We start from the raw sequence: 25,115 nt of genomic DNA on the forward strand, positions 1-25,115 counted from the left end.
AAGGGGTCTGCCCTCACCCCCCGAAGGCGGGGCGGGAGCGGATGAAGGTCATGGCTGCGTCGAAGGCCTGCGCGGCATCCAACGAGGACGTATCAAGCAAATACGCGTCGGCAGCCGGAACGAGGGGGGAAACCGCCCTCTGGCTGTCGCGCGCGTCACGGTCCTTCATGTCCTTCAGGACATCCGCGTATATAGCGGCGTCCCCCCGGCCTAGCAACTCATTGAGTCGCCGTTGGGCCCGCACTTCCGGGCTAGCGGTGACGAACAGCTTTGCGTCCGCCGCGGGGCAGATGACGGTGCCGATGTCCCGCCCGTCCAGCACCGCCCCCTTGGCCCCGCCCGGCGGGTGGGCGGCGAAGCCCCGCTGGAAGTCCAGCAGCGCCGCCCGCACGTCAGGCACGGCGGAGACGATGGAGGCACCCTGCGCCGTGCTGTCCAGCCGCAGGGCCGGGTCGGCCATCAGGTTCTCGATGTCGCCATGCGTCAGCGACCGGGCCGTGGCGGCCGCGGCAGCCGTGTCCCGCAGGTCCCCGCCCCGGCGGATCAGCGACAGGGCCACGGCCCGGTACAGCCCACCCGTGTCCAGCAGGGCGAAACCCAGGGCCTGGGCGACACGGCGGGCAAGGGTGCCCTTGCCGCTGGCGGCGGGGCCGTCGATGGCGACGACGAGGGGGCGGGTGCTGCTGGTGCTCACGGGGCGGCGGGCCTGGTTGGGAAAGGAGGTCGCGATGCGGCGCAACCGTGGTGCCCCGGACAGGTTCCGTCAAGGGTGGCGTGCGGGCCGCCTAGCCGTCCATTACCGATAGGTCGCGTATTCCAAACCAGGCGGGGGCGGGCCCATCGCGTCGGCGGGGCGCAGGGCCGGGTGGTTCAGGGCGCGAGGGTCGGGTACCTGCGCCGTGATGGGGAGGGGCGTGGGCAGTTTGGCAAGGATATGTTTGCGGTCCCCTTCAAGCCCATCGCGCACGGCATAAACCGCCCCGGCCGCGGCCGAGATGCCGAAGATGCTGCGACCCTTCACGGAATGGGCGACGTAATGCCCGATATAGGTCACTTCCCCTGGCCGGACCGTAAAGTTGACCTCAAAAGGCACGCGTTGGCTGATGTAGCCATATCCCGCGCCCATCGCTGTGAACAGGGATACGTCGAAGAACGTGTAGTCCCCCGGTGCCAAGGTCTCCAGAACGATCGACCCCTTCTCCTGCGGCGTATCTATGTCATAGCTGACAGCGGAGAACAGGCTGTCATACCGCCAGAGCAACTCACTCCATGTTTGGTCACCCCGACGCCTGATCTTGTAGATGTAGTGAGGGTAGAGGTTGTTTGACGCGGCAGAGGCCATCAGGGCGACGTAGCCGGCGTCAGCACCTTTGTAGCCCGTGGGCGAACTCGCGACGTTCGCGCAGCCGCCGAGCAGGAGCGCGAACAGCAGGACGACCAATCGGGTCATGGCATGCCCTTAGGCGAGTGTCAGGGATGCCCACAATGCCGTATGAGTTAATCCTCGTGAAGGGAGCGCGCTGCGGCGTGTGGCCGCTCGGCTTGGCCGTCCGCCCCCTTCGGCGCCTCACCCCTCCCCGATCCCCGCCCCCAGCCCGTTCATCAGCCTGACGAAGCCCGGGAAGCTGGTGTCGATGAAGCTGCCGTCGTCCACGCCGACGGGCTCGTCGGTCGCCAGGCCCAGGACCAGGAAGCTCATGGCGATGCGGTGGTCCAGGGCGGTGGCGATGCGGGCGCCGCCCTTGGGGGGCTTGCCGGTGCCGTGGACGACCATCCAGTCCTCCCCCGCCTCCACCTTGACGCCGCAGGCCACCAGCCCGTCCGCCACCATGGCCAGCCGGTCGCTCTCCTTCACCCGCAACTCCCCGATGCCGCGCATCACGGTGGGGCCGGTGGCGCAGGCGGCGGCCATGGCCAGGATCGGGTACTCGTCGATCATGCTGGGGGCGCGGTCCGGCGGAACCTCCACGCCCTTCAGGGCCGTGGCGCGGACCAGCAGGTCGGCCACCGGCTCCCCGGCCTCCTCCCGCTGGTCCTGGAAGGCGATGTCGGCACCCATCTCTTTCAGCGTCTCATACAGGCCGGTGCGGCGGGTATTGGTGCCCACGCCGGGCAGGCGCACCTCCGACCCCGGGCAGAGCAGGGCGGCCACTGCCGGGAAGGCGGCGGAGCTGGGGTCTGACGGGACAACCAGGTCGCGGGCGGTCAGGTTGGCCTCCCCGGTGACGGAGACCGCCAGGGCCCCGTCCTCCAGAACCTCCTCCCGCACGTCCACGCCGAAGTGGCGCAGCATGCGCTCCGTGTGGTCGCGGGTGGGCTCCGCCTCGATGACCGTGGTGCGGCCGGGCGTGTTCAGGCCGGCCAGCAGGATGGCCGACTTCACCTGGGCGGAGGCCACGGGCAGCCGGTACTCGATGGGCACGGGCATGTTGGTGCCCACCACCGCCCCGGGCAGGCGCCCGTTGCTGCGCAGCACGAAGCTGGCCCCCATCTTGGACAGGGGCACGGTCACCCGCGCCATGGGCCGCTTCACCAACGACGCGTCGCCGGTGAAGATGCTGGTGAAGGGGTGGGTGGAGACCAGTCCCATCAGCAGCCGCGCCGCCGTGCCGGAATTGCCCATGTCCAGCACCCGGCTCGGCTCCGCCAGCCCGCCCACGCCGCGGCCCCGGGTGCGCCAGGTGCCGTCGTCCAGCCGCTCGATGCTGGCGCCCAGGGCCCTCAGCGCGTCGGCGGTGCGCAGCACGTCCTCCCCCGTCAGCAACCCCTCGATCCGCGTCTCCCCCAGCGCCAGCGCGCCGAACATCAGGGAGCGGTGGGAGATGGACTTGTCCCCCGGGACCCGCACCGTACCGGCCAGGGCGCCGCCCTTGCGGGCGACCAGGGGCTTGGCGGGCATATCATGGTGGTCGGACATGGGCTTGCTCGGGCGGGTGTTTTCAGGACAGATTATTCCCGACCGGGATAGCACGGGCACCCGCCTGTCGTGAACCGGGCATGACCGGCCCCGGCCATGAGCGCGGCACATCCAGCCGTTGCCCGTGTTGGGGGCCCGGTGCCCATGGTTCCGTTTGACAGGGGGCGGGACTCGTGGCATGTGCCCGCGCCGACCCTGGTGGGCGTCCGCCCCGACCAGCGCATAATCTATGGAGAGTCTCGTGGCGAAGGCCGAATGGGGAATCAAGCGCATCTGCCCGAACTGCGGCACCCGCTATTATGACATGCGCAAGGACCCGCCGACCTGCCCGTCCTGCGGCACCACCTTCGACCCTGAGGCGCTGCTGCGCTCCCGCCGCGCCCGCCCGATCCCCGTGGAGGAGGTGAAGGCCAAGGTCGCGCCGGAGACGGAGGACGAGGATACGCTGGGCGTGGATGCCGAGGAGGAGGTGGCCACCGAGGAGGTCACCGAGGACGAGGATCTGGAAGTCGCGGACATCGAGGAAGAGGATGTCGTTGAGGACGTTGGCGCCGACGAGGAGGACGACGTCCTGCTGGAGGACGCGGACGAGTTGACCGACGAGGACGACATGGGCGAGGTCGTGGACGTGGAGGGCGACGAGGACCGCTGAGTCCGGCGGTTTCCGCGGGGTCCGGGACCAGCGCAAAAAAATCCGGTCCCCGCGAATTTTTCCTCTTGCATCGGGGCCGGCATTGGCCGATAACCCCGGCCCACGGCGGCGGTGACCGGGACCGAGACAAACCGGACGGTCAACCCAGACGACGCCGACGAGTTCGGGGCCATAGCTCAGCTGGGAGAGCGCTACAATGGCATTGTAGAGGTCAGGAGTTCGATCCTCCTTGGCTCCACCAAGTCGAAGGGCCCGGCAGCACCGCTGCCGGGCCCTTCTGCTTTTGGTTTTCGGGATGCATCTCCCGACCGCGTCGAGCCGCAGCGCAAAAATACCCTCTTTAGGTCACAGGCCAGGATGCCCGCGCTGTGGCAGCGTTCCGGGGACTACCCAATCGGAAGAGGTATTTCCATGCGCATGCCTGTCGCCATCATCACCGCCGCCTCCCTGCTGGCCGCCACCTCTGTGACCGCCTTCGCCCAGGGCGCGGGTGCCGGGGCCCAGGGCAGCGGCGCCACCACGACCCCGGGTGCCACCAGCGGCACGGGCGCCTCCGGTGCCGCGGGTGCAGGTGCTGCCCCCGCCGGTGCGGCGGGCGCCGCCGCGGCCGGTGCGGCCGTCGGGACCATCACCACGGTCGCGGCCGTGAGCGCGGTGGCCATCGCCGGCGCCGTTGCCGCCGCGGCTTCTGGCGGCGGCGATGACGACGGCGGCACGCCGACCACCTCCACCTCCACCTCCACGGCGACCTCCACCAGCCGCTGAGCCCTGCCGGGAAGCCGGCTCGGCCCGGCATCCCGTCCGAAGGCCCGGTCCCCATGCGGGGGCCGGGCCTTTCGCTTGTCATGGCCCCGAATCTTCCCCTGGGGGCCCCGCCTGGCCTATAGTGGTGCCCCACCCGGCACCGCCGGGACTGTTCCAGCCACGGACCCGCAATGCCAGAGCTTTCCGGCGACGACTCCGAACGCTCCAGTGTCCTTGGCGTCCCGGTGCAGGTGTCCGTGCGCCTCGGGCGTCGCCGCATGCGGATCAGCCAGTTGCTGCGCATGGGGCCCGGCGACATCGTGGACCTGGAGCGGGTGGTGGGCGAGCCCGTGGACGTCTTCGTCAACGACCGCATGGTCGCCCGCGGCGAGCTGGTGGTGGTGGATGGCCGCTTGGGCCTGACCATCGTGGAACTGCTGCCCCAGGCCACCCGTGGGCGTGAGCCCCTGGGGCCCGGCCCTGGCGAATGAACACGCCCACGGCGCGGGGCCGCCATCCCGCCCCTTGCCTTGATCGTGCGGCCACAATACCCATGTAGATCGGTGGGCGGCGCCGGTCCGGGCCGCCCTTCCGGGACCCGGTGCGCGGCACCAGGCCCGGCATCTCGCTCAGCGTTGAGGAGACGGTACGTGACGACCCGACTGTCGCTGTTCAACAGCCCGTTCCTGCTCGGCTTCGACCAGTTCGAGCGCACCCTCGACCGTATCGCCAAGAGCGCCAACGAGGGATACCCGCCCTACAACATCGAGCAGGTGGGCGAGGACCAGCTCCGAATCACCCTGGCCGTGGCCGGCTTCACCGCCGAGGACCTGCAGGTCCAGATGGAGGACAACCAGCTTGTCATCCGCGGCAAGCAGTCGGACGACAAGAACCGCGTCTACCTGCACCGGGGCATCGCCGCTCGCCAGTTCCAGCGCAGCTTCGTCCTGGCCGAAGGGATCGAGGTGCTGGGCTGCAGCCTGGACAACGGCCTGCTGCACGTGGACCTGCGGCGCCCCATCCCGGAGCCGAAGGTGCGGACTATCAAGATCGAGACGCCGAAGGACGGTGCCGATTCGCTGGGGCCGCAGACCATCGACCTGTCCCCGGAGCGGGCCGGCTGAAGCGTGTCCCATCGGCCGGTGATTCACCCGATCTTCAGATTTCCGCCCGACTGTCATGGGCCGGGGGACGTCCCCCTGCCCGGAGTGCATATCCGATGAACTTGACGACCCAGTTCCTGCGCCAGCTCTCGGCCAAGGATTTCGCCACCTTCGGCCTCAACGACATCGCCTATGTGAAGCGGGTGGTGGCGGACGGGGCGGAGGGTTTCGCCATCCATGCCGCCGACGGGACCCAGCTGGCCGTGGTCCCGGCTGAGGACGTGGCCGTGGCCACCGTGCGCCAGCACGACATGGAACCGGCCCTGGTCCAGTAAGGGCCGACGACGGCCGTTCCGGCCACAGGCATCGGATCGGGCCCCGCGCATGGCGCCGGGCCCGATTTGCGTTTCTGGGCACGGACATGCGACAAGCCGGGCTGACGGCCCGGTCGGCATTATCCGGCGATGTCTTGGGAAGGTAGGGAAGGCGCACAGGCCTTCAGGAAACTGGAGCGGGTGAAGGGAATCGAACCCTCGTCGTAAGCTTGGGAAGCTTCTGCTCTACCATTGAGCTACACCCGCGCCGGACCGTCCTTATAGGGCCTTGTGGGCCCGGGATCAAGCGTCCTGCGCATCCCCTTTCGGGGCAAATCGCCGGCGGAGCCGGTCAGCGCGCCGCGCGCCGCAGTCGGCGTCGACCACCCCCGGCAGAGACCGCCACGGCCCCACCCACGGGGGCGTCGGCCTTGGCGGGCAGGGGAAGCCGGGTGACCGGGGCGATCCGCTTGGCGGCGGCTGGCAGGGCCACCCGCGCCGGCTTGGCGGTGGCAACCCGGCCCACGGTGCCGGTCACGCCGTCCAGGGCGCCATCCACCAGCTCCAGTCCCAGGAACCGGTTGGGGTCCACGGGGCCGGGCAGGGACAGGCCCAGCATCTTTTCCCGGCTGAAGCCGAAGCGCACGTAATAGGGCGCGTCGCCCACCAGGATGACGATCCGGTGGCCCAGCTCGGCCGCGCGGGCCAGGCTGTGCCGGATCAGCTTCTGGCCCAGGCCAAGGCTCCGGCATTCCTCCGCCACGGCGATGGGGCCCAGCAGCAGGGCCTGGGTCTTGCCCAGCATGACCGGCCAGTACCGGATGGTGGCCACCACCCGCTCCGTCCCGTCCTCTGCCGTCTGGGTGGCCACGAAGGACAGGTCGGCCACGGGCTCCACGCCCCGGCGCAGCCGGTAAACGGTCTTGGAATGGCGCTTCGGGCCGAAGGCGGTGTCGAGCAGGCTCTCGATGGCGCCGGCGTGCGCCGGCAGCTCAAGCGTGATGGTCATCCTGTTGGGGTGTCCCGGCAAAACGAAATGTGGGGGAGAGGTGTGAGAGACACCGTCGGCCGGGCCCCCCGTGGCGCGTGGCGCCGTCAGCAGGCCTGGACCGCCGGCCGCCCTTTGGCAGGGCGGACGACCAATCGTCGTCGCAGGGTGACGGGGCGCAGCATCGCGCGGCTCATCAGCAGTTTCGCCTGAAGGGCTATATGAGGCCATTATCCCCGGCGCGCAAGCGGTGTTTTTGTGGCAGCGGAACGGTTCGGCGACCCGCCCCGACCCCCTTGGGCTTTGTCGGGCGGCGTGGATCGGCCTATATCTGCGTCTGCGGCCGGCCAGGGTGCCGACGCCATCCCCAGGGGTCAAACCTGGGATGCCGGCGCATCGTGGGTCCCGGGCGCACCGGGGCCGGGTTGGAGGAGCGTTCCCCGTGTACACCGAGACCACGCGTGCCATCCGCGTGACCGTCATGCCCCGCTACCTGGAAGACCAGTCCCAGCCGGCGGAGGGCCGCTATGTCTGGGCCTACCATGTGCGGATCGAGAATACGGGCACGGAAACGGTGACCCTGCGCACCCGCCACTGGCAGATCACCGACGCCTTCGGCCGGTTGCAGGAAGTGCGCGGCCCGGGCGTGGTGGGGGAGACGCCGCGACTCGGCCCCGGCGACGCGTTCGAGTACACCAGCGGCACGCCCCTGCCGACCCCCAGCGGCATCATGGTGGGCAGCTACCAGATGGTCACCGATCGCGGCGAGCGGTTCGACGTGCGCATCCCCGCCTTCTCCCTGGACAGCCCGCACCAGGACCGACGGTTGAACTGAGTGTCCCGCCCTGTCGCGGCCATATCATGCCGCGCCGCTTGAAAGTACCTCGCCCCGCGCCACCTTGCATGGCGTGGGGGCCGGCGGCGCGGGGGACGACGCCGGCCACGCCCCCGCCGCCGGTCCTGGACATGAACCAAGCCCATGACAGCAGCCCTTCCCGGGCGCAGTCTGTCCCCATGACCGGCGCCGCAGAAGCCCGCGAGACAAGAATTTCGGAAGGAAGCCAAGCCGTGACGCCACCCAAGACCACGACCGCCGAAAACGTCGTCCCCGGCCCGGTCCATGGCCGCCGCAGCGCCCCGCCGGTGCAAAAGCCGACCCGCGCCGAGGCCGAGGCCGCCGTGCGCACCCTGCTCCGCTGGGCCGGCGACGACCCCAACCGTGAGGGCCTGCTGGGCACGCCGGACCGCGTCGTGCGCTCCTACGAGGAGTTCTTCGCCGGCTATGGCGAGGACCCGATGGAGCTGCTGGCCCGGACCTTCGAGGAGACGGACGGCTATGACGAGATGGTCGTCCTGAAGGGCATCCGGTTCGAGAGCCACTGCGAGCACCACATGGTGCCCATCATCGGCAAGGCCCACGTGGCCTACCTGCCGCGCAAGCGGGTCGTGGGCATCTCCAAGCTGGCCCGGGTGGTGGAAGCCTATGCCAAGCGGCTCCAGATCCAGGAGAAGATGACCGCCCAGATCGCCAACAGCATCGACGAGGTGCTGCAGCCCCTGGGCGTGGCGGTGGTGGTGGAAGCCACGCACCAGTGCATGACCACCCGCGGCGTGCACAAGCCCGGCGTCACCATGGTCACCAGCCGCATGCTGGGCGCCTTCCGGGACGACGACAAGACGCGGCGGGAGTTCCTGTCCATGATCGGCAACCCGTCATCGTCCATGGAAGCCTGACGGGCAGGGCCCGCGCCTGTGCACGGCCGCCGCGGCAGCCCCGCGGCGGCCGTTCGCGTCTTTGGTGCTCCTCGGGCTACTTCCGCTTGGCCCACGCGACCGCACGGGGTCGCGCGGCGGCGACCGACATGGTTCCCAATCACCTGGGAACCGCCCTATCGCCCCATGCCCACGTCGTCGATGCGCGATATGCCCAGCACCAGGGCGTGGGGCCGGTGGCGCTGGGGAAAGCGGCCGATGCCGATGCGGCCGGTCCGGCGCAACTGTTCCAGGGCCAGGTTGGCCAACCCCGGCTCTTCCCCCAGCCCCTCGATCAGGGCGGCAAGGGGGGCGGGTCTGTCAGGTCTTTCCAGCAGCCGCAGGCGGCAGGCCTGGGCCAGGCGCTCGGCAACGCGGTTCACCTCACCCGGCGGGGTGAAGGGGATCAGGCTACCCATGACGTCTCCTCCCATCCCTCAGAGATGGCGGGCGGCCCCTCTTGCCCGGGGGTCCTGCCCGTGACAGGGAAAAGCATGCGCCCGTGGTCGCGACTCGGGAAGCGGGTTTTCCCGATGGTTCCGATAGGGAGACCCTATGGTGGCGGGGGGACTGGCGACGCCCCATGCCCGACGGAATCAGCCGAGAAGACGTCCGCGGATGTACGGGGGAACTGTTGGCCCTTGGCAGGGGGCGGCGCTTCGGGATCATGCCGCGGCGTGACTGCCCGAAGGATCGACGATGACCGGCTTCCCCCGCCACCTGCACTGGTTTCCCGTCCTGCTGCTCCTGGTCCTGGTCGGCGGGGGTGCCTGGGCCATGGGCGTGGGGTATGGGGTGGGGCTGAACGACGGGGAAGACGGGGTGGACCGTCGCAAGGACCCCGCCACCGGCTGTGCGGCCATGGACTCCGGCATCCGCGCCCTGCTGGCGCCGGGCAACACCGCCTATTCCGAGCCGGTGAAGGCGCAGTTGCTGGACGGGCTGCTGTTGAACTACCGCAACCTGGAATGCGGCATCACCAAGCGTACGGCCTTGCTGCTGGACTTGGTGAAGGCCGGGGCTACAGCACCAGCACCGGGAACAGGTTCGCCCTGATGGTGGCGTCCAACTGGCCGTCCAGGTCGGTGGCCAGTTGGCGGACCAGCTCCAGCATCACCTTTTCCCGCTCCGCCAGGCTCACATCCTCCCGCACGGTGGTGCTGCGGCTGGCCGCGGCGGTGGCGGCGCCGTTGAAGCCCTTGGCCGGCTGTTGCACCACCAGCTCCACGCTGATCTTGCCGGAATATCTTTCCGTCTGGTCCTTGGTGAACCAGCCGCGCACACCCTCGGTCCGTTCCAGCGGCTGCTCCACGACAGAGGCGTCACGAATCACCAGCCGGGCCGTGCCCTGGCTGCCCACGGCCTTCAAGCGGTCCTGCGCCCACAGCTTCACCGCCGCCGTGGGGGTCACCGGGATCAGGTGCTCCACGTTCGGGTCCTTCAGGGGCGGGCGGTATTCCTCCACCACCTCGATGGTCGCCACATCGAGCCGGATCGGCCCCTTGTCGGCAAAGCCGAAACCCGGCGCCTGGGCCAGGGACGGCACGGCGAAAGCCAAAAGGACGAACAGGGCGGGCAGCAGGCGGCGCATGGACGGGTTCCCCAGGGATGTCGCAGTCACCGCACCATGGCGTGGGCGCGACCACGGGGCAAGCGGGTGACGCGGATACCCCTACCGGACCCGCATGGCGGCATTTTGGCGGAGACTTTCGAATTCGAAAGTGGCCCCGGCCTATCCCTTGCCGTGTGAACCCTGCTCCGCCCTGATCTCCAGCGCCAGGGCCCGCCGCGTGGCGGCAGCGGCCAGTTCCAGCCAGGCGAGCCGGGCAACCCGGTCACCGGGGCGGCCGTCGGCACGGCGACGCTCGACGGTGTTGGGGCCCTCCGGCCCCCATGCCTCCAACTCCAGGCTCATCATCGGATTCCCCCGACCTTGGAACCAGCGGTGGCATACGGGGGCGTGTGGACCTGCCAGCCTGCCCCCTTGGACTCCACTATCCGCCATTTCGATTAGGGGGTAAAGCCGGCGCTTGGGCTTAATCCGCACGGCGGGCGGTATTCCGGACGGATCCCCGGGGGATTTCAGGCCGTCCGGCGCAGTGGGACCAAGTGGGACAGGGCGAACATCCCGGCGGCGGACAGGACGATGGCCGGTCCCGTCGGCAGGTCCGCCTGCAAGGACAGGCCCAGCCCCAGCAGCACGGCCATGGCGCCGAACCCGGCGGCCAGGGCGGCCATCACCTCCGGGTTGGGGGCGAATCGGCGGGCCGTGGCGGCGGGCACCACCAGCAGCGACGTGACCAGCAGGATGCCCACGATCTTCATGGCCAGGGCGATGGTCGCGGCGATCAGCAGCATGAAGGACAGCCGGATCCAGCGCACCGGCACCCCCTCCACCCGCGCCAGATCCTCATCCACCGTCATGGCCAGCAGGCGCCGCCAGACCAGGGCCAGGCCTGCCAGCACGATCACCCCGCCGCCCCAGATCCAGGCCAGGTCGGCGGGCGTCACCGCCAGGATGTCGCCGAACAGATAGGCCAGGATGTCCACCCGCAGGGACTCCATCAGCGCCAGGGCGACCAGGCCTAAGCTCAACGTGCTGTGGCTGACGATGCCCAGCAGCGTGTCGCTGGCCAGCTTTCGCTGCTCTTGCAGGAAGGTCAGCAGCACGGCGATGCCGGCGCAGACCGCCACCACGCCGATGTTCAGCCCGATACCCAGCAGGAAGCCCAGGGCCACGCCCAGCAGGGCGGAATGGGCCAGCGTGTCGCCGAAATAGGCCATGCGCCGCCAGACCACGACACAGCCCAGCGGCCCCGCCAGCAGCGCCAGGCCGATGCCGCCCACCAGGGCCCTGACCAGGAACTCATCCATCTCAGCGGCCCCCCGGGCCGTGGGCATGGTCGTGACCCCCCGGGCCATGGGCATGCTGGTGGCCGCCATGGTCGTGGCCATGGTGATGGTGGTCGTGGGGCGTGTGTTCCTGCCCCACGGGGACCACGCATCCATCGTCCGCGTGGGCGTGGTCGTGGCTGTGGTGGTACAGGGCCAGCGCCTCCGCGTGGCGGCCGAACAAGGCCACATAGTCGGGGTGGCGGCCCACCTCCTCCGGCTTGCCCTGGCAGCAGACATGCCGGTTCAGGCAGATCACCGTGTCGGTGCGGGCCATCACCAGGTGCAAATCGTGGGACACCAGCAACACGCCGCAGCCATGGCGGCGGCGGATGGTGTCGATCAGCTCGAACAGGGCGGCCTGGCCGTGCACGTCCACCGCCTGCACCGGCTCGTCCAGCACCAGCAGGTCCGGCTTGCGCAGCAGGGCGCGGGCCAGCAGCACCCGTTGCAGCTCCCCGCCCGACAGGGACTGCACGGCGCTGCCCAGCACATGGGCGGCGCCCACCTCCGCCAAGGCGGCGCGGAGTTCGGCCTCCGTCGCCTTGCCCCACAGGGTCAGGAAGCGGCGCACCGTCAGGGGCAGGGTGGGGTCAACCGCCAGCCGTTGCGGCATGTAGCCGACCCGCAGGTCCGGCCGCCGCTCGATCCGCCCGGCGGACAGGGGGACGAGGCCCAGCAGCGCCTTCACCAGGGTGCTCTTGCCCGCACCGTTGGGCCCGATCAGGGTGACGATCTCCCCCGGCCGCACCGTCAGCCCCACCCCGTCCAGCACGGTCCGGCCGCCATAACGCACGCCCAACCCCTCCGCCCGCAGCAGCGGCGGCAGGTCGGCGGGGCGGGCGGGGAGGGGAAGGGGCATGGGCGGGTCCTTTGGCCCTACCGGCTGTCAGGGAAAGGCAGCGGGTGTACGCCACGACGGGAGGGCTTGACAAATGTTATATAGTAACGCCCAGACTTCCCGCCCCGCGAAAAGGCTGGACCACCCATGACCCGCGCCCGCATCCCCTTCCGCCGCCTTGCCCAACGGGCGGCGGCCCTGCTGATCCCCCTGGCCCTCGCCCCGGCGGCATTGGCCCAGGGCGCCCCGCCCGACGTGGTGGCGACGGTGAAGCCGCTGCATTCCCTGGTGGCGGGGGTGATGCAGGGGGTGGGCACGCCGCACCTGCTGGTGCAGGGCGCCGCCAACCCCCACGCCTTTTCCCTGAAACCGTCCGACGCCAAGGCCCTGGCGGGGGCGGAGCTGGTGGTCTGGGTGGGGCCGGAGCTGGAGACATTCCTGCAGAAGCCCCTGGCCGCCGTCGCGGGCAAGGCCCGGCTGCTGCCCCTGATGACGGCCCCGGGGGTGCAGGCGGTGGAGACCCGCGCGGGCGGCGTGTGGGACCAGCATGACCACGGCCACGGCCACGGGCATGGCCATTCCCACGGCCCCGACGACCATGGCGGGGGCGGCCCCGACGGCCACATCTGGCTGGACCCGCGTAACGCCAAGGCCATCACCGACGCGGTGGCGGAGGCCCTGGCGGCCCTGGACCCGGCCCGCGCCGCCACCTACCGCGCCAACGCCGAGGCGCAGCGGGCCCGGATCGACTCCCTGGACGCGGAGCTTGCCGCCACCCTGGCGCCCGTGGCCAAGAAGCCCTTCATCGTCTTCCACGACGCCTACCATTACCTGGAGCGGCGCTACGGCCTGTCCGCCGCGGGGGCCATCACCGTCAGCCCGGAACGGCGCCCGGGTGCCGCGCGCCTGTCGGCCCTGCGGGAACGCATCCGGCAGGCGGGGGCAGCCTGCGTCTTCGCCGAGCCCCAGTTCGCCCCGGCCCTGGTGCAGACGGTGGCGGAGGGCACCAACGCCCGCACCGGTACCCTGGACCCGGAAGGCGCCAACATCCCCGACGGGCCGGAGCTGTACTTCAGCCTGATGCGCTTCAACGCCAAGTCCCTGGCGGATTGCCTGGGTGGTTAAGGGGCGGGTGAGGCGCGCCGACCCTTGAAATTGTCCGCCTCCCCTGCGAAAGCAGGGGCCCACTTTTCTTTGACCCGGTTCCCAGCGGACAGGTCGCCAAGAACCGTGGGCCCCTGCTTGCGCAGGGGAGTCAGGATTGGTTGGGGTCAGCGGTTGGCCCTTGCCCCTTGCGTCAGGAGATTGGCATGCGCGTCGGGATCGTGGGCTGCGGCGGGCGGATGGGGCAGATGCTGCTGCGGGAGGTGCTGGCCACCCCGGGCGCCACCCTGTCCGGCGGGACGGAGCGGCCGGGCAGCCCCAGCCTGGGCAGGGACCTCGGCACCCTGGTCGGCGCGGACCCGCTGGGCGTGGCGGTGACCGACGACCCGGCGGCCCTGTTCCGGGACAGCGACGTGGTGATCGACTTCACCAGCCCTGCCGCCACCGTGGCCCATGCCGGGCTGGCGGCGGAACACGGTACCGCCCTTGTGGTGGGCACGACCGGCCTGTCCGCGGCGGACAGCGCGGTCTTGGCACAAGCCGCGGCCAAGACCCCCGTGGTGGTGGCCGCGAACTTCAGCCTGGGCGTCAACCTGCTGCTGGGCCTGGTGGAGAAGGTGGCGGCCACCCTGGGCCCCGATTGGGACATCGAGGTGCTGGAGATGCACCACCGCCACAAGGTGGACGCCCCCAGCGGCACCGCACTCGCCCTGGGCAAGGCCGCGGCGGCCGGCCGGGGGGTGGAGTTGGATGCCGTCAAGGACACGGTGCGCGACGGCCACACCGGCGCCCGGGTGCCCGGCCATATCGGCTTCGCCACCTTGCGCGGTGGCGACGTGGTGGGCGACCACACGGTGATGTTCGCCACGGAGGCGGAGCGGGTGGAGCTGACCCACAAGGCCGGCGACCGCCGCATCTTCGCCCGTGGCGCCGTGCGGGCGGCGCTCTGGGCGGCGGGCAAGCCGGCGGGGCTTTACGGGATGAAGGACGTGCTGGGGCTGTAGGGGTTCGCCTGGATATGGGGTGTTTCGTCGGGGTTCGCTTTCGCTCACCCCGACACACTGCCCTTACACGTTAAAGCGGAAGTGGAAGATGTCGCCGTCCTGGACGACGTATTCCTTGCCTTCCATGCGCATCTTGCCGGCTTCCTTGGCGCCGGCCTCGCCGCCCAGGGCGACGTAGCTGTCGTAATCGATGGTCTCGGCCTTGATGAAGCCGCGCTCGAAGTCGGTGTGGATGACGCCGGCGGCCTCCGGGGCCTTGGCGCCCTTGCGCACGGTCCAGGCGCGGGCCTCCTTCGGGCCCACGGTGAAGAAGGTGATCAGGTTCAGCAGGCCATAGCCGGCGCGGATCACCCGGTTCAGGCCCGGCTCCTCCAGCCCGAGGGACTGCAGGTAGTCCAGCTTGTCCTCGGCCGACAGCTGGCTCAGCTCCGCCTCGATGGCGGCGGAGATCACGACGGACGCGGCACCCTGGGCCTTGGCCATCTCCGCCACGGCCTGGGAGAAGCTGTTGCCGGTACCGGCGCTCGCCTCCTCCACGTTGCAGACATAGAGGACCGGCTTGCCGGTGAGGAGCTGGAGCTGCTTGAAGGCCTCCGCCTCCTCCTTGTCGATCTTGGCGGTGCGGGCCGGCTTGCCCTCCCGCAGTACGGCCAGGACCTTTTCCATCAGGTCCACCTGGGCCTTAGCCTCCTTGTCACCGTTCTTGGCCTTCTTGGACAGGGGCAGGACCCGCTTCTCCAGGCTGTCCAGGTCGGACAGCATCAGCTCCGTCTCCACCGTCTCCGCGTCACGCACCGGGCCGATGGAGCCCTCCACGTGGGTGATGTCCGTGTCCTCGAAGCAGCGCAGCACGTGGACGATGGCGTCCACCTCACGGATGTTGGCCAGGAACTGGTTGCCCAGCCCCTCGCCCTTGCTGGCCCCGCGCACCAGGCCGGCGATGTCCACGAACTCCAACTGGGTCGGGATGGTCTTGGCCGACTTGGCGATGGCCGCCAGCTTGTCCAGCCGCGGGTCCGGCACGCCCACCCGGCCCACGTTCGGCTCGATGGTGCAGAAGGGATAGTTCGCCGCCTCGGCCGCGGCCGTGCTGGTCAGGGCGTTGAACAGGGTCGACTTGCCGACGTTGGGCAGGCCGACGATGCCGCAGTTGAAACCCATGGGACTGGATCGCTTCGGTCGTGGGACAGGGATTGGGCAGGGTTATGGGCGATGTGGGGGCTGTTGGCAACCTCACGCGGCGCGGGGCTGGTGTCCCTTCCGACGGGCGTCTTCCCAAAATTCACGGACGACACGGGCACGCCACGGACGGACACGGACAAAGGGGCGATTAGGCAATGCGGATTCGCTCTCCGTCCTGGCTGCGCCGCAGGCAATGGATTCTTGTCCGTGTTGTCCGTGGATTGTCCGTGCCGTCCGTGCAACCCGTCCCCACGCCTCAGGAAGAAACCCTCGGTGTGGGGCGCCAGTCGGGTGGGGCCAGTTCGAAGCTTTCGAATTCGAAAGCGGGGGAGACGGTGCAGCCCACCAGGGTCCAGGTGCCCAAGGATTCCGCGCACTGCCAATGGTCGGCGGGGACGACGACCTGGGGGTGCTGTCCCTGAAGGATGCCGGGGCCCAGATGGTAGGCGGCGGCGTCGTGGCCGTTGGGGCTGATGGTCAGGACCAGCGGCGCCCCGGCATACCAGTGCCAGACCTCGTCCGCGTCCTTCACCCGGTGCCAGTGGCTGTACTCCCCGGCCTGGAGCAGGAAATAGATAGCGGTGGAGGTGCCGCGCCCGCCGCCGGGCGGCACGTGGCGGTAGGTCTCCACGTAATGCCCGCCTTCCGGGTGGGGCTTCATGCCCAGGCGCTCGATGATCTGGCGGGCGGTGAGGTCCATGGCGGGGTTCCTTTGCTCCGGGGAAGCGAGTGTATCCCCGCCCCCGATCACCGCCAATCGGGGATGCCCCCCGTCGCAGTCGCTTGTTCGAAACCGTTACCTTGATGCCGTCATCCCGACGAAAGTCGGGACCCAGGAGTCAGGGGCACATCGCGCTGGATATGTGGGGACGGGGCAAAGCCCTGATGTCGGGCTAGTGACCCTGGGTCCCGGCTTGCGCCGGGATGACGCAAGAAGGGATGAGGAGAGCTGATCCTTCCCTCACGCCCGCCGGCGCCAGCCAGGGCTCTCGGCGTCCAGGATGGTCTCAAGCTGCGCCACCCGGTCTTCCAGCTTCTGGGCCCGCAACTCCAGCTCCTGGGCGGCCTGCTCGGGCAGGCCCTGGGCGCGGAAGCGGCGCCATTTGGTCATGTGGCTCATCACGATGGCGGTGATGGGGATCAGCAGGGCGAATATCGCGACCAGGTGCCCACCGTTCATGGCCGGGGCTCCTCAGGGCTTGTCGGCCAGGCGGCCGAGCTGTTGGTTCAACTGGTACTCGGGGCTGGTGACGTGCCGCTCCATGTCGGCCACGCGGCGCTCCACCTCATCGAACACCCGGAAGCGGCGCCGCAGCTCCACGTCCCGCCGGGCCGCCTCCAGGTCGGCCTTGGCCCAGTCGCGCAGGGCCTTGGTGATGATGGAGACGATGGGGATCAGCAGGGCCAGGATGGCGATGAACTGCCCGGTGGACATGGCCCCGCCTCCCTATTTCCGTTCCAGGTCGCGGAACTGCCGGTGCAGGTCGTACTCCTTGGAGGCGACGTACCCCTCGATCCGGCCCAGGACCCGGTCCATTTCCCGGAACTTGGCCTTCAGCCCGGCCAGGGTCTGGTCCGGCTTGGTGGCCACGGAGCGCCAGAACACCTCTTCCTCCTTCGTCTCATAGAGGTTCCGGGGCCGCGGCTTCAGGATCCACCAGAGCACCGCGTAGCCGACAAGGACTACCGGCGAAAAGAAGAAGAAGCCCAACACCACCGCCAGCCGGATGATCCAACTGTCCACGTTCAGGTAGTCGGCGATGCCGGCGCAGACGCCGCCCAGCTTGCCCTCCGCCGTGTTGCGGTAAAGCTTGTGCGGGTTGGGGGAACGGTAGATCGGCTCCATGCGGGTCATGCTCGGGTCCTCCGCCGCGCGGGGCGCGGCCCGGTCCCCCGAGCCCCGCTCACCGCGGGCCTTGCGGCCGGTGTCGAAGCCGGCGCCATCCAGGCCCAGGTACTCGCCCCAGCTCATGTCGCGGGGCTTTCCCAGGTAGTCCTCCTGCCAGTCCCGCCCGGACCGGCCGCCGACGCGGTAGCGCCGGCGGCCGGGGAAGGGGGGCGGCATGTCGCTTGTCCGCCGGTCCCTCATGACGCCTTGGACCTCCAGCCCGGGGCCTCGGCGTCCAGGATTTTCTCCAACTGGCGGATGCGGTCCTCCATCTGCGACGCGCTGTGCCACAGGTCGGACAGCATCCGCTCGTCGTCGGCGCTGAGCGTCTTCGCGATCCGCCACTTGGTGAGGTAGTGGAAGATGATCCACACCGGAGCGACGATCACCAGGAAGATGATGGCTGGAACGAATGCCATCTCGGACATCAGTGCCCCCCTTCGGGTCTCACGACCCCTTCAGGCTTACGGTTGGCTGGACTTGGCCGCCAGCTTGGCCTTCAGGGCCTGCAGTTCGGACTCGACCTTGCTGTCGGCTTCCAGCTCGGCGATCTCGTCGGCCAGGCTCTTCTTCTGGCCCATGGACAGCACCTCGGCCCGGCCTTCCAGCACGTCCAGGTTCCGCTCCACCTGCTCGAACCGGCTGAAGGCGTCGGTGATGCGGTCGTCATAGAGCTGGGTGCGGACCTTCAGCCGGTTGGTGGCGGTCTTCTGCCGGGCCACCAGGGCCTTCTCCCGCGCCTTGGCGTCGGCCAGCTTCTGCTGGAGGGCGGCGATGTCCTCGCTGGTCTTGGACAGGGCCTCGTCCAGGCGGGCCAGCTCGGCGGCCATGCTCTCGGCGGCCTCGGCCAGCTTGGTCTTGGCGACCAGGGCGCCCTTGGCCAGGTCGTCCCGGTCCTTGGACAGGGCGAACTCCGCCTTGCGCTGCCAATCGTCCGACTCGCGCCGGATATCGGACAGCTTGCGCTCGATCTCCTTCTTCTCCGCCACCGTCTTCACGGCGGAGGAGCGGACCTCGACGAGCGTATCCTCCATCTCCTGGATGATCAGGCGGATCAGCTTCTCCGGATCCTCGGCACGGTCCAGGATGGCGTTGAGGTTGGAATTGATGATGTCGCCGAGACGGGAAAAGATGCCCATGTCAGGGTCTCCTTCAGGCAAGGGCAATGAAAAGGTTGCTCATCACGGTGGCGACCGCAAGGATGATCCACGCTTCGCCCGGAACCGCCCGGAAATCCTCGAACAGTTCCCGCAGGAAACCGCCCTTGGGCCGGGTGAAGAACCCGTCGTGGCCCGTGGCGCTGTCCCGGTCCCCGTCCGCGGCCAGGCCGCCCTGGATGGTGAAGTCGGTCATCGCTGTGGTCCCCTTCGTTCGAGTTCCCCGGTGTCGGCATCCCTATAGGCAAGGGCCGTGCCAATAGCGCATGGCAGGCGGATACCCTGGATTTCCGCGGCTTCCGGCGGGGCCGGCTTGACCGGGGGAAGGGCTGGGGTTAGGCTCCCCCACACATCTTCGCGATTCCCACCACTCGGTGGTCGATCCTGCCAATCGGACTTTTCCGATTAGGGGTAAGGCCCCGAAAGCCCCGGAAGGTCGGCCCATGTCCGCCGCCGTCAGCCCGCCCTCCCTGATCGGCCAGGCGCCGTCCTTCCTGACGTTGATGGAGCATGTCTCCCAGGCGGCACCCCTGAACCGCCCCACCCTTGTGATCGGCGAGCGGGGCACCGGCAAGGAGCTGGTGGCCGCCCGCCTGCATTACCTGTCGCCCCGCTGGGACAAGCCCTTCGTCAAGCTGAACTGCGCCGCCTTGAGCGAGACGCTGCTGGAGACGGAGCTGTTCGGCCATGAGGCCGGGTCCTTCACCGGGGCCGCCAAGCGCCATGTGGGCCGGTTCGAGCTGGCGGACGACGGCACCCTGTTCCTGGACGAGATCGCGACCGCATCCATGCGGGTGCAGGAGAAGATCCTGCGCGTCATCGAATATGGCGAGTTCGAGCGGGTGGGCGGCAACCAGACCATCAGCATCGACGTGCGCGTGGTGGGCGCCACCAACGCCGACCTGCCCAAGCTGGCGGAGCAGGGCAAGTTCCGCGCCGACCTGCTGGACCGGCTGTGTTTCGACGTGCTGACCATCCCGCCCCTGCGGGCCCGGCCCGAGGACATCCCCCTGCTGGCGGAGCATTACGGGGTGGCCATGGCGAAGGAGCTGGGCCGGCCCTATTTCCAGGGCTTCTCCCCCCAGGCCATGCGGCAGATGCTGGAATATGCCTGGCCCGGCAACGTGCGCGAGCTGAAGAACGTGGTGGAGCGGGCCCTGTACAAGGCCGCCGACCCCGACCGGCCCATCGAGGAATTGCAGTTCGACCCCTTCGAGTCGCCCTGGCGCCCCCGTCAGATGGCGATCTATGAGGACAAGGGTCCTGCCCCCATCATCGTCCACGCCGCCCCGCCGTCCCCGCCCGCCAACGGCCACGCCGGGAACGGGGCGGCCAAGCCCGCCGACGGCGTCACCCACCTATGGCCCGGCGACGGCAGCCCCTGTGATTTCCTGGCCCAGGTGGCTGACTTCGAGAAGGCACTGCTGCGCGCGGCCCTGGAGCGCAACCAGTACCACCAGAAGCGCGCCGCCGCCGACCTTGGTCTGAACTACCACCAGTTCCGCGGCTACCTGCGCAAATACGACCTGCTGGAAAAGCGCCACGGGCCGAAAGGGGCCGAGGAGGCGGAGGAGATGGGCGAGGCGGAGGCGTGAGGGGTCAGCCGTTCCCGAGCGATGTCCTCGTCCCCTCTGCCCAGGCGGCTTCCATCCCGGTGGCGACCTCGGCAAAACCCGGCACATCCCGGGCGAAAGCGCGCAGGTCGGGCAGGGTCGTGGCCAAGGCATCCGCCACTCGTTCCAAGGTCGCGCGCACGTCTGACGGCGTCAGGCCGCAGCGGGTGGTGCCCAGGCGCTCCAGTTGCTTGACGTCCGGCCAAGTGGGCTTCCCGTCCAGGGTCAGGGCCATCCTGTCCGCCGGCAGGTAGGCGGTGGTGGTCACCAGGTCATAGGCCGGGGCGAGGCGCAGCGGCCCGTCCAGCCCATCATAGAGGACGGCGAAGTTCTTCAGGTGGGCGTCGCCATTGCGGATGGCCGCGTTCAGGACGAACAGGGTGAACAGCCGCCCCGCATCCCGCCGCCAGCCTTCGACGTCGCCGGCCATGAAATCCTTCAGGCGGCGGAAGACGGACTTCTCATAGCCGCCCTCATACTTGCGGGCCGTGGCGGTGCCGTTCAGGACGCAGAAATCCTCCATCCCCAGGTAAGTCCCGTCCCTGCCCAGGTCGAACCGGTCCACCACCAGGGCGGCCCCATCCTCCGCCAGCCGGGCACGGGCTACCTCCAGCCCGCAGCGGCGCGCCGCTTCCAGGCAGAAGTACTCGTTGGCGGCCAGGTGCGGGTACTCGGCCGGGTCCCAGAACTTCACGATGTGGGTGGCGGCCTGGAAGCTGACGCGGCCCGCCGTGCCGGGGCCAGACAGTTTCAAGGCCGTGTCGGGGTCACGGACCAGGACCTTGGGCTGCACCCCGCTGATGCCGGAATGGGGGGCGAAGCTGTCCAGCAGTTGGCGGAACAGGTCCCCGTCCCGCCGCCGGGCCAGGATGTCGTCGACCGGCTGGAGCGGCACGCCCGCATCCAGGGCGCCGTTCGGGGCCGTGTAGCGGATGCGGCCCATCTGGGACCGGCCGGTGACGGCCAGCAGGTCCAGGTCGTCGAACCGGCCCGTGGCCTTGGCGAAACGCAGCCGCAGGCGTTCCCGCAGGGCGCCCTCGGGCAGGTTCATCTCGAAGATGGGGTGCAGGCCGAAGGGCTGGTCGTAGGACTCCAGCCGTGTCGGCATGGTCAGGGACACGGCATCCCCCGGCCCCGCTTCCGCCCCATAGGCGAAGGTGGCACCGGGGCCGCTGCCGCCCCGGTTGCGGTCCAGCCGCCCGGCGGGCCGCTCAGCGGTCCAGACTTTCAGCATCCCGTGCTTGCTCCTCCCGCAGCATCTCCAGCGTCGGCCGGCCGTGGTTGGCGGTGACGACGGCCAAGTCCAGGCCCAGGGCGCACAGCAGCAGGGCCACCTTGTTGAAGCCCAACTCCGCCAGCTTGCCCCCCTCCAGGGCCGCGAGGGTGGAGCGGCCCACACCGGCGCGGCGGGCGAGTTCCGGTTGGGTCAGGCCCAAGGCGCGGCGCCGTTCCGCGATGCGCTCTCCCACCCGTTCAAGATCAAGCATACAATCCATCCAGCATATTGGACGAAAAGCTAAAATAGCGCAAAAATATCCAGTTTGCTAGATGATTTTACCCTTCCCCCATCTCCCCCAACCGCTTCTCCAGCCGGTCCACCAACCCCAGCAGGGCCGCCCTCTCCTCCGCTGTCAGGCCGGCCAGGAAGTCCCGTTCCCAGTCCAGGGCCAGCGGGGCCACGCGGTCGTAGAGGGCGCGGCCTTCTGCCGTGAAGGACAGGCGCAGCAGGCGTTGGTCCTGCGGGTGGGTGGCGCGGGCCAGGATGCCGCGTTCCACCAGGGCGGTCACGGCGCGGCTGACCTTGGCCTTATCCATCTGGGAGCGGTCGACGATGTCGTTGCTGGACAGGGGCTGCTCCCGCCCCAGGATGGCCAGCACCCGCCATTCCGGGATAGAGATGCCGAACCGGTCCTCATACTGGCGGGCGAGCGCCTTGCTGACGCGCTTGGCAAGCACGTTCAGGCGGTAGGGCAGGAAACTGTCGAGCTGGAGCATGGCAAGTCCCACCCTTGCGCGGGAAGACGCCGCTTGCAAGGGGCGGCAGGGCTGGGCATATTTTGTTTCACCTGAAACGATCTTGTAAAGGGACATCCCCCATGCGGCGGTACATCAGTTTCCCCAAGGTCGAGGGCACCTCTTCCCGCCAGGCCCACGCCAACCTGCCCCCGGCACCTATGAGCGGGAGATCGGCAAGGAAGGCTTCTTCGGCCCGGCCACCCACATGTACCACCGCAACCCGCCAACCGGCTGGCTGAGCTGGGAGGGACCCCTGCGCCCCCGCGCCTTCGACCTGAACCGGATGGTGGAGGACGCCGCCGGCGGGCCGTGGAGCGCGCGGGAGGTGCTGTACAACGCCCACTGCCGCATGCGCATCTGGCATTGCGCCCAGCCCATGGACCACCTTGCCCGCAATGGCGACGGGGACGAGCTGCTGTTCGTGCATGAGGGGGCGGGGGAGCTTTACTGCGACTACGGCCACCTGACCGTGGAGGCCGGCGACTATGTGATGCTGCCGCGTAGCACCATGTGGCGGCTGGTGCCGACCAGGCCGGTGACCGCCCTGCTGATCGAGGCGACGGGGTCCAGCTACCAGCTGCCCGACCGGGGCATCGTCGGGCCGCATGCGGTGTTCGACCCGGCCGTGCTGGACACGCCCAAGGTGGACGACGCCTTCCTGTCCCAACAGGCGGAACTGGGGCCGGGCGGCACCTGGAAGGTGCTGGTCAAGCGGCGCAACCAGATCAGCACCGTGACCTACCCGTTCAACCCGCTGGACGCGGTGGGCTGGAAGGGTGACCTGGCCCCCGTCCGCCTGAACGTGCGGGACGTGCGGCCGCTGATGAGCCACCGCTACCACCTGCCGCCCAGCGCCCACACCACCTTCGTCGCCAACCGCTTCGTCGTCTGCACCTTCGCGCCCCGGCCGTTCGAGACAGACCCGGACGCCATCAAGATCCCGTTCTTCCACAACAATGACGATTATGACGAGGTGCTGTTCTACCACGCTGGCGACTTCTTCAGCCGCGACAACATCAAGGCGGGGATGGTGACCTTCCATCCCTGCGGCTTCACCCACGGGCCGCACCCCAAGGCCCTGACCAAGATGCTGCAACAGTCCAAGCCCGCCACGGACGAATACGCCGTGATGCTGGACACCCGCGACGCCCTGGAGGTCGCCGAGCTGCCGGAGGGCGTGGAGAACCACGCCTATGCCGACAGTTGGAAGGTGAAGCCCGCGGCGGCGGAGTGATAGGATCAGGGCGGACAGCGACAGGCAGCCATCATGCGGACGGTCAACCTCAGCCAGGCGGACAGCCACCTTGCCAGCCTCGTGGACGAGGCATTGGCGGGGGAGGACGTGGTCATCACCCGTGGGGGGCGGCCAGTGGTGCGGCTGGTCCCCGTCGGCGCCACGGACGAGCAACCTCGGAAGCGGCAGTTCGGCCAGTGGGCCGGGCGGATCAAGGTGCATGACAACTTTGACGATCCGCTGCCGGAAGAGATGATGCGGACCTTCCGCGGGGAGGATGCGTGAGGCTGCTCATCGACACCCAGATCTTCATCTGGATTGCCGAGAACCCCAGCCGCATCCACCCAGCCGCCCGCACGGCCTTGGAATACCCTGGCAACGAGGTGTTCGTCAGCGCCGTCACGCCCTGGGAGATCGCCATCAAGGTGGGGCTAAGGCGGCTCGACTTCCCGGTCGGCGAGTTCTGGGACATGGTGAAAACCTTCGATTTCGCCATCCTCGACGTGACCGCCCACCATGGGCTGGCAGCCGGTGCGCTGCCGCGCCACCATGCCGACCCCTTCGATCGCATGCTCGTGGCCCAAGCCCGCCTGGAAGGGCTGACGCTGGTGAGCAGCGACGCCCTGATCGCCCAGTATGACGTGGACATCCTGCCGTCCTGACCAGAGGAACCCCGTTCGATGAAACTCGCCTCCCTCCAGCATGGCCGTGACGGCCGCCTGGTCGTCGTTTCCCGTGACCTCTCCGCTTGTGTGCCCGTGCCGGCCATCGCGCTGACCCTGCAACAGGCCCTCGACCATTGGGAGACGGTGGAGCCGGCCCTGCGTGGCGTGGCGGCGGCGTTGGAGGCCGGCGACGCGGACCTGGAGGGGGTGATGCCGTTCCGGGAGGAGGACTGCGCCGCCCCGCTGCCGCGGGCCTTCCAGTGGGCGGACGGCTCGGCCTACGTCAACCATGTGGAGCTGGTGCGCAAGGCCCGCGGGGCGGAGATGCCGCCCAGCTTCTGGACCGACCCGCTGATGTACCAGGGCGGCAGCGACAGCTTCCTGGCCCCCACGACCCCATCTGCATGGCGGACGAGGCCTGGGGCATCGACCTGGAGGGGGAGGTGGCCGTGGTCACCGGCGACGTGCCCATGGGCGTGTCGGCGGAGGCTGCCCGCGGCATGGTCTGGCTGGTGATGCTGGTGAACGACGTGTCCCTGCGGGGCCTGATCCCCAACGAGCTGGCCAAGGGCTTCGGCTTCTTCCAATCCAAGCCCAGCACGGCCTTCAGCCCCGTGGCGGTCACGCCGGACGAGCTGGGCACTGCCTGGGACGGGGGCAAGCTGCACCGGCCGCTGCTGTCCTTCATCAATGGCAAGCCCTTCGGCACGCCCGATGCCGGCGTGGACATGACCTTCGACTTCGGCCAGCTCATCGCCCACGCGGCCAAGACCCGGCCGCTGTGCGCCGGGACCATCATCGGGTCCGGCACCGTGTCCAACAAGGACCCGGACGGCGGCCCCGGCCGGCCGGTGGACCAGGGCGGGCTGGGCTATAGCTGCCTGGCGGAGATCCGGACCATCGAGACCATCCGCGACGGCAAGCCCTCCACCCCCTTCCTGCGCTTCGGCGACCGGGTGCGGATCGAGATGCGGGACGAGGCGGGCGCCAGCATCTTCGGCAGCATCGACCAGGAGGTCCGGAAGTACGAGGGGCCGTGAGGAGCCCTT

General features: G+C 69.4%; 34 protein-coding genes, 2 tRNA genes and 1 pseudogene. 16 read left to right on the plus strand and 21 right to left on the minus strand.

The features are described 5' to 3' along the window. Positions 1-13 precede the first annotated feature (13 nt). From cmk to aroA, 3 genes are all read right to left on the minus strand, one after another. Positions 14-694 carry a (d)CMP kinase gene (cmk, locus tag HHL28_RS17790; protein WP_075772728.1) on the minus strand — a complete coding sequence of 227 codons (681 nt, stop codon included), beginning with the start codon at positions 692-694 and terminating at the stop codon, positions 14-16. A gap of 102 nt (positions 695-796) precedes the next feature. Then, entirely contained in the window at positions 797-1,450 is a 654-nt protein-coding gene (locus HHL28_RS17795) for a hypothetical protein (protein WP_075772700.1), read from the minus strand. A gap of 117 nt (positions 1,451-1,567) precedes the next feature. After that, on the minus strand, positions 1,568-2,917 hold the full coding sequence (gene aroA, locus HHL28_RS17800; RefSeq protein ID WP_404326104.1) for a 3-phosphoshikimate 1-carboxyvinyltransferase: 1,350 nt from the start codon (positions 2,915-2,917) through the stop codon (positions 1,568-1,570). A 241-nt stretch (positions 2,918-3,158) separates the two neighbouring features. On the opposite strand from aroA, the gene HHL28_RS17805 reads away from it, so the two are divergent. From HHL28_RS17805 to HHL28_RS17830, 6 genes are all read left to right on the plus strand, one after another. Beyond that, complete coding sequence (locus HHL28_RS17805; protein WP_075772699.1) at positions 3,159-3,569, plus strand: TIGR02300 family protein; 411 nt, start codon at positions 3,159-3,161, stop codon at positions 3,567-3,569. A 165-nt stretch (positions 3,570-3,734) separates the two neighbouring features. Then, positions 3,735-3,810, plus strand: a tRNA-Ala gene (locus HHL28_RS17810). Positions 3,811-3,980: 170 nt separating this feature from the next. After that, positions 3,981-4,334, plus strand: a complete 354-nt coding sequence (locus HHL28_RS17815; protein WP_169655603.1) for a hypothetical protein — start codon at positions 3,981-3,983, stop codon at positions 4,332-4,334. Positions 4,335-4,504: 170 nt separating this feature from the next. Further along, on the plus strand, positions 4,505-4,804 hold the full coding sequence (gene fliN / locus HHL28_RS17820; RefSeq protein ID WP_075770551.1) for a flagellar motor switch protein FliN: 300 nt from the start codon (positions 4,505-4,507) through the stop codon (positions 4,802-4,804). A 159-nt stretch (positions 4,805-4,963) separates the two neighbouring features. Then, positions 4,964-5,437, plus strand: coding sequence for an Hsp20 family protein (locus tag HHL28_RS17825; RefSeq protein ID WP_075770552.1), 474 nt, complete (start codon positions 4,964-4,966; stop codon positions 5,435-5,437). A 95-nt stretch (positions 5,438-5,532) separates the two neighbouring features. Next, on the plus strand, positions 5,533-5,751 hold the full coding sequence (locus tag HHL28_RS17830) for a DUF1150 family protein (RefSeq protein WP_075770553.1): 219 nt from the start codon (positions 5,533-5,535) through the stop codon (positions 5,749-5,751). 172 nt (positions 5,752-5,923) lie between these two features. Here the strand turns inward: HHL28_RS17830 and HHL28_RS17835 are convergent. After that, positions 5,924-5,997, minus strand: a tRNA-Gly gene (locus tag HHL28_RS17835). Between the two features lie 85 nt (positions 5,998-6,082). Next, complete coding sequence (locus HHL28_RS17840; protein ID WP_075770554.1) at positions 6,083-6,739, minus strand: GNAT family N-acetyltransferase; 657 nt, start codon at positions 6,737-6,739, stop codon at positions 6,083-6,085. Positions 6,740-7,160: 421 nt separating this feature from the next. On the opposite strand from HHL28_RS17840, the gene apaG reads away from it, so the two are divergent. Together apaG and folE are read left to right on the plus strand one after the other, a co-directional pair. Beyond that, positions 7,161-7,553 carry a Co2+/Mg2+ efflux protein ApaG gene (gene apaG / locus HHL28_RS17845; protein ID WP_075770555.1) on the plus strand — a complete coding sequence of 131 codons (393 nt, stop codon included), beginning with the start codon at positions 7,161-7,163 and terminating at the stop codon, positions 7,551-7,553. Between the two features lie 233 nt (positions 7,554-7,786). Further along, a complete protein-coding gene (folE, locus tag HHL28_RS17850) occupies positions 7,787-8,452 on the plus strand; it encodes a GTP cyclohydrolase I FolE (RefSeq protein WP_075770556.1) in 666 nt (221 codons plus the stop codon). Positions 8,453-8,607: 155 nt separating this feature from the next. On the opposite strand, the gene HHL28_RS17855 is transcribed toward folE, so the two are convergent. Next, positions 8,608-8,889, minus strand: coding sequence for a hypothetical protein (locus HHL28_RS17855; RefSeq protein WP_075770557.1), 282 nt, complete (start codon positions 8,887-8,889; stop codon positions 8,608-8,610). A 280-nt stretch (positions 8,890-9,169) separates the two neighbouring features. Between HHL28_RS17855 and HHL28_RS17860 the strand changes: the two genes are divergently transcribed. Further along, positions 9,170-9,526 carry a hypothetical protein gene (locus HHL28_RS17860; RefSeq protein ID WP_075770558.1) on the plus strand — a complete coding sequence of 119 codons (357 nt, stop codon included), beginning with the start codon at positions 9,170-9,172 and terminating at the stop codon, positions 9,524-9,526. Here HHL28_RS17860 and HHL28_RS17865 read toward each other — a convergent pair. The 4 genes from HHL28_RS17865 to znuC all read right to left on the minus strand — a co-directional run bounded on the left by HHL28_RS17865 (position 9,492) and on the right by znuC (position 12,224). Further along, a complete protein-coding gene (locus HHL28_RS17865; protein WP_075770559.1) occupies positions 9,492-10,061 on the minus strand; it encodes a hypothetical protein in 570 nt (189 codons plus the stop codon). The genes HHL28_RS17860 and HHL28_RS17865 overlap by 35 nt on opposite strands. Positions 10,062-10,202: 141 nt before the next feature. Next, positions 10,203-10,385, minus strand: coding sequence for a hypothetical protein (locus HHL28_RS17870; protein WP_075770560.1), 183 nt, complete (start codon positions 10,383-10,385; stop codon positions 10,203-10,205). Between the two features lie 167 nt (positions 10,386-10,552). Next, the gene (locus HHL28_RS17875) at positions 10,553-11,344 is read right to left on the minus strand and encodes an iron chelate uptake ABC transporter family permease subunit (protein ID WP_075770670.1); all 792 of its coding nucleotides are present in this window, start codon (positions 11,342-11,344) and stop codon (positions 10,553-10,555) included. A gap of 1 nt (position 11,345) precedes the next feature. Beyond that, positions 11,346-12,224 carry a zinc ABC transporter ATP-binding protein ZnuC gene (znuC, locus tag HHL28_RS17880; RefSeq protein WP_075770561.1) on the minus strand — a complete coding sequence of 293 codons (879 nt, stop codon included), beginning with the start codon at positions 12,222-12,224 and terminating at the stop codon, positions 11,346-11,348. A gap of 126 nt (positions 12,225-12,350) precedes the next feature. On the opposite strand from znuC, the gene HHL28_RS17885 reads away from it, so the two are divergent. Next, a complete protein-coding gene (locus HHL28_RS17885; protein WP_169655606.1) occupies positions 12,351-13,328 on the plus strand; it encodes a zinc ABC transporter substrate-binding protein in 978 nt (325 codons plus the stop codon). A gap of 185 nt (positions 13,329-13,513) precedes the next feature. Continuing rightward, complete coding sequence (dapB, locus tag HHL28_RS17890; RefSeq protein WP_075770563.1) at positions 13,514-14,311, plus strand: 4-hydroxy-tetrahydrodipicolinate reductase; 798 nt, start codon at positions 13,514-13,516, stop codon at positions 14,309-14,311. Positions 14,312-14,374: 63 nt separating this feature from the next. Here dapB and ychF read toward each other — a convergent pair whose 3' ends face one another. The 8 genes from ychF to HHL28_RS17930 form a co-directional block, all read right to left on the minus strand. Then, positions 14,375-15,472 carry a redox-regulated ATPase YchF gene (gene ychF / locus HHL28_RS17895; protein ID WP_075770564.1) on the minus strand — a complete coding sequence of 366 codons (1,098 nt, stop codon included), beginning with the start codon at positions 15,470-15,472 and terminating at the stop codon, positions 14,375-14,377. A 277-nt stretch (positions 15,473-15,749) separates the two neighbouring features. Continuing rightward, positions 15,750-16,193, minus strand: coding sequence for a cupin domain-containing protein (locus tag HHL28_RS17900; protein WP_075770565.1), 444 nt, complete (start codon positions 16,191-16,193; stop codon positions 15,750-15,752). Positions 16,194-16,454: 261 nt separating this feature from the next. Next, positions 16,455-16,673 carry a hypothetical protein gene (locus HHL28_RS17905; protein WP_075770566.1) on the minus strand — a complete coding sequence of 73 codons (219 nt, stop codon included), beginning with the start codon at positions 16,671-16,673 and terminating at the stop codon, positions 16,455-16,457. Between the two features lie 12 nt (positions 16,674-16,685). Continuing rightward, the gene (locus HHL28_RS17910) at positions 16,686-16,928 is read right to left on the minus strand and encodes a hypothetical protein (RefSeq protein WP_075770567.1); all 243 of its coding nucleotides are present in this window, start codon (positions 16,926-16,928) and stop codon (positions 16,686-16,688) included. A gap of 12 nt (positions 16,929-16,940) precedes the next feature. Beyond that, complete coding sequence (gene pspC, locus HHL28_RS17915; RefSeq protein ID WP_404326109.1) at positions 16,941-17,558, minus strand: envelope stress response membrane protein PspC; 618 nt, start codon at positions 17,556-17,558, stop codon at positions 16,941-16,943. 20 nt (positions 17,559-17,578) lie between these two features. Then, the gene (gene pspB / locus HHL28_RS17920) at positions 17,579-17,809 is read right to left on the minus strand and encodes an envelope stress response membrane protein PspB (protein ID WP_075770568.1); all 231 of its coding nucleotides are present in this window, start codon (positions 17,807-17,809) and stop codon (positions 17,579-17,581) included. A gap of 36 nt (positions 17,810-17,845) precedes the next feature. Then, positions 17,846-18,520, minus strand: a complete 675-nt coding sequence (gene pspA / locus HHL28_RS17925; protein WP_075770569.1) for a phage shock protein PspA — start codon at positions 18,518-18,520, stop codon at positions 17,846-17,848. Positions 18,521-18,533: 13 nt separating this feature from the next. Further along, positions 18,534-18,734: a hypothetical protein gene (locus HHL28_RS17930; protein ID WP_075770570.1), complete on the minus strand. Its 201-nt coding sequence runs from the start codon at positions 18,732-18,734 to the stop codon at positions 18,534-18,536. Between the two features lie 247 nt (positions 18,735-18,981). Here HHL28_RS17930 and pspF point away from each other — a divergent pair, with 247 nt between their 5' ends. Further along, a complete protein-coding gene (pspF, locus tag HHL28_RS17935) occupies positions 18,982-20,133 on the plus strand; it encodes a phage shock protein operon transcriptional activator (RefSeq protein ID WP_075770571.1) in 1,152 nt (383 codons plus the stop codon). A 4-nt stretch (positions 20,134-20,137) separates the two neighbouring features. Here pspF and HHL28_RS17940 read toward each other — a convergent pair whose 3' ends face one another. The 3 genes from HHL28_RS17940 to HHL28_RS17950 all read right to left on the minus strand — a co-directional run bounded on the left by HHL28_RS17940 (position 20,138) and on the right by HHL28_RS17950 (position 22,146). Then, positions 20,138-21,385 (minus strand): type II toxin-antitoxin system HipA family toxin, encoded by a 1,248-nt coding sequence (locus HHL28_RS17940; protein WP_075770572.1) that lies wholly within the window; start codon positions 21,383-21,385, stop codon positions 20,138-20,140. Next, complete coding sequence (locus HHL28_RS17945; RefSeq protein WP_075770573.1) at positions 21,363-21,638, minus strand: helix-turn-helix transcriptional regulator; 276 nt, start codon at positions 21,636-21,638, stop codon at positions 21,363-21,365. Before HHL28_RS17945 ends, HHL28_RS17940 begins: the two co-directional genes overlap by 23 nt. Positions 21,639-21,705: 67 nt before the next feature. Beyond that, entirely contained in the window at positions 21,706-22,146 is a 441-nt protein-coding gene (locus HHL28_RS17950) for a MarR family winged helix-turn-helix transcriptional regulator (protein ID WP_083699010.1), read from the minus strand. Positions 22,147-22,372: 226 nt separating this feature from the next. Here HHL28_RS17950 and HHL28_RS17955 point away from each other — a divergent pair, with 226 nt between their 5' ends. From HHL28_RS17955 to HHL28_RS17970, 4 genes and pseudogenes are all read left to right on the plus strand, one after another. After that, complete coding sequence (locus tag HHL28_RS17955) at positions 22,373-23,401, plus strand: homogentisate 1,2-dioxygenase (RefSeq protein WP_404326113.1); 1,029 nt, start codon at positions 22,373-22,375, stop codon at positions 23,399-23,401. A 33-nt stretch (positions 23,402-23,434) separates the two neighbouring features. Continuing rightward, the gene (locus HHL28_RS17960) at positions 23,435-23,686 is read left to right on the plus strand and encodes a type II toxin-antitoxin system Phd/YefM family antitoxin (RefSeq protein ID WP_075770576.1); all 252 of its coding nucleotides are present in this window, start codon (positions 23,435-23,437) and stop codon (positions 23,684-23,686) included. Next, complete coding sequence (locus HHL28_RS17965) at positions 23,683-24,063, plus strand: type II toxin-antitoxin system VapC family toxin (RefSeq protein WP_075770577.1); 381 nt, start codon at positions 23,683-23,685, stop codon at positions 24,061-24,063. The genes HHL28_RS17960 and HHL28_RS17965 overlap by 4 nt, the downstream gene beginning before the upstream one ends. Positions 24,064-24,081: 18 nt before the next feature. Next, positions 24,082-25,106, plus strand: a pseudogene (locus HHL28_RS17970) (fumarylacetoacetate hydrolase family protein). Positions 25,107-25,115 lie beyond the last annotated feature (9 nt).

This window comes from Aerophototrophica crusticola (assembly GCF_012913305.1).
GTDB classification, from domain to species: Bacteria; Pseudomonadota; Alphaproteobacteria; order Azospirillales; family Azospirillaceae; genus Niveispirillum; species Niveispirillum crusticola.

What these genes read in the sequence shown, in the direction of transcription:
- HHL28_RS17795 (WP_075772700.1), bottom strand. Translation starts at nt 1,450, where the DNA reads ATGACCCGATTGGTCGTCCTGCTGTTCGCGCTCCTGCTCGGCGGCTGC.
- aroA (WP_404326104.1), bottom strand. Translation starts at nt 2,917, where the DNA reads ATGTCCGACCACCATGATATGCCCGCCAAGCCCCTGGTCGCCCGCAAG.
- HHL28_RS17815 (WP_169655603.1), top strand. Translation starts at nt 3,981, where the DNA reads ATGCGCATGCCTGTCGCCATCATCACCGCCGCCTCCCTGCTGGCCGCC.
- fliN (WP_075770551.1), top strand. Translation starts at nt 4,505, where the DNA reads ATGCCAGAGCTTTCCGGCGACGACTCCGAACGCTCCAGTGTCCTTGGC.
- HHL28_RS17830 (WP_075770553.1), top strand. Translation starts at nt 5,533, where the DNA reads ATGAACTTGACGACCCAGTTCCTGCGCCAGCTCTCGGCCAAGGATTTC.
- HHL28_RS17840 (WP_075770554.1), bottom strand. Translation starts at nt 6,739, where the DNA reads ATGACCATCACGCTTGAGCTGCCGGCGCACGCCGGCGCCATCGAGAGC.
- HHL28_RS17855 (WP_075770557.1), bottom strand. Translation starts at nt 8,889, where the DNA reads ATGGGTAGCCTGATCCCCTTCACCCCGCCGGGTGAGGTGAACCGCGTT.
- HHL28_RS17860 (WP_075770558.1), top strand. Translation starts at nt 9,170, where the DNA reads ATGACCGGCTTCCCCCGCCACCTGCACTGGTTTCCCGTCCTGCTGCTC.
- HHL28_RS17865 (WP_075770559.1), bottom strand. Translation starts at nt 10,061, where the DNA reads ATGCGCCGCCTGCTGCCCGCCCTGTTCGTCCTTTTGGCTTTCGCCGTG.
- HHL28_RS17870 (WP_075770560.1), bottom strand. Translation starts at nt 10,385, where the DNA reads ATGAGCCTGGAGTTGGAGGCATGGGGGCCGGAGGGCCCCAACACCGTC.
- HHL28_RS17875 (WP_075770670.1), bottom strand. Translation starts at nt 11,344, where the DNA reads ATGGATGAGTTCCTGGTCAGGGCCCTGGTGGGCGGCATCGGCCTGGCG.
- znuC (WP_075770561.1), bottom strand. Translation starts at nt 12,224, where the DNA reads ATGCCCCTTCCCCTCCCCGCCCGCCCCGCCGACCTGCCGCCGCTGCTG.
- HHL28_RS17885 (WP_169655606.1), top strand. Translation starts at nt 12,351, where the DNA reads ATGACCCGCGCCCGCATCCCCTTCCGCCGCCTTGCCCAACGGGCGGCG.
- dapB (WP_075770563.1), top strand. Translation starts at nt 13,514, where the DNA reads ATGCGCGTCGGGATCGTGGGCTGCGGCGGGCGGATGGGGCAGATGCTG.
- ychF (WP_075770564.1), bottom strand. Translation starts at nt 15,472, where the DNA reads ATGGGTTTCAACTGCGGCATCGTCGGCCTGCCCAACGTCGGCAAGTCG.
- HHL28_RS17900 (WP_075770565.1), bottom strand. Translation starts at nt 16,193, where the DNA reads ATGGACCTCACCGCCCGCCAGATCATCGAGCGCCTGGGCATGAAGCCC.
- HHL28_RS17905 (WP_075770566.1), bottom strand. Translation starts at nt 16,673, where the DNA reads ATGAACGGTGGGCACCTGGTCGCGATATTCGCCCTGCTGATCCCCATC.
- HHL28_RS17910 (WP_075770567.1), bottom strand. Translation starts at nt 16,928, where the DNA reads ATGTCCACCGGGCAGTTCATCGCCATCCTGGCCCTGCTGATCCCCATC.
- pspC (WP_404326109.1), bottom strand. Translation starts at nt 17,558, where the DNA reads ATGCCGCCCCCCTTCCCCGGCCGCCGGCGCTACCGCGTCGGCGGCCGG.
- pspB (WP_075770568.1), bottom strand. Translation starts at nt 17,809, where the DNA reads ATGTCCGAGATGGCATTCGTTCCAGCCATCATCTTCCTGGTGATCGTC.
- pspA (WP_075770569.1), bottom strand. Translation starts at nt 18,520, where the DNA reads ATGGGCATCTTTTCCCGTCTCGGCGACATCATCAATTCCAACCTCAAC.
- HHL28_RS17930 (WP_075770570.1), bottom strand. Translation starts at nt 18,734, where the DNA reads ATGACCGACTTCACCATCCAGGGCGGCCTGGCCGCGGACGGGGACCGG.
- pspF (WP_075770571.1), top strand. Translation starts at nt 18,982, where the DNA reads ATGTCCGCCGCCGTCAGCCCGCCCTCCCTGATCGGCCAGGCGCCGTCC.
- HHL28_RS17940 (WP_075770572.1), bottom strand. Translation starts at nt 21,385, where the DNA reads ATGCTGAAAGTCTGGACCGCTGAGCGGCCCGCCGGGCGGCTGGACCGC.
- HHL28_RS17945 (WP_075770573.1), bottom strand. Translation starts at nt 21,638, where the DNA reads ATGCTTGATCTTGAACGGGTGGGAGAGCGCATCGCGGAACGGCGCCGC.
- HHL28_RS17950 (WP_083699010.1), bottom strand. Translation starts at nt 22,146, where the DNA reads ATGCTCCAGCTCGACAGTTTCCTGCCCTACCGCCTGAACGTGCTTGCC.
- HHL28_RS17955 (WP_404326113.1), top strand. Translation starts at nt 22,373, where the DNA reads ATGTACCACCGCAACCCGCCAACCGGCTGGCTGAGCTGGGAGGGACCC.
- HHL28_RS17960 (WP_075770576.1), top strand. Translation starts at nt 23,435, where the DNA reads ATGCGGACGGTCAACCTCAGCCAGGCGGACAGCCACCTTGCCAGCCTC.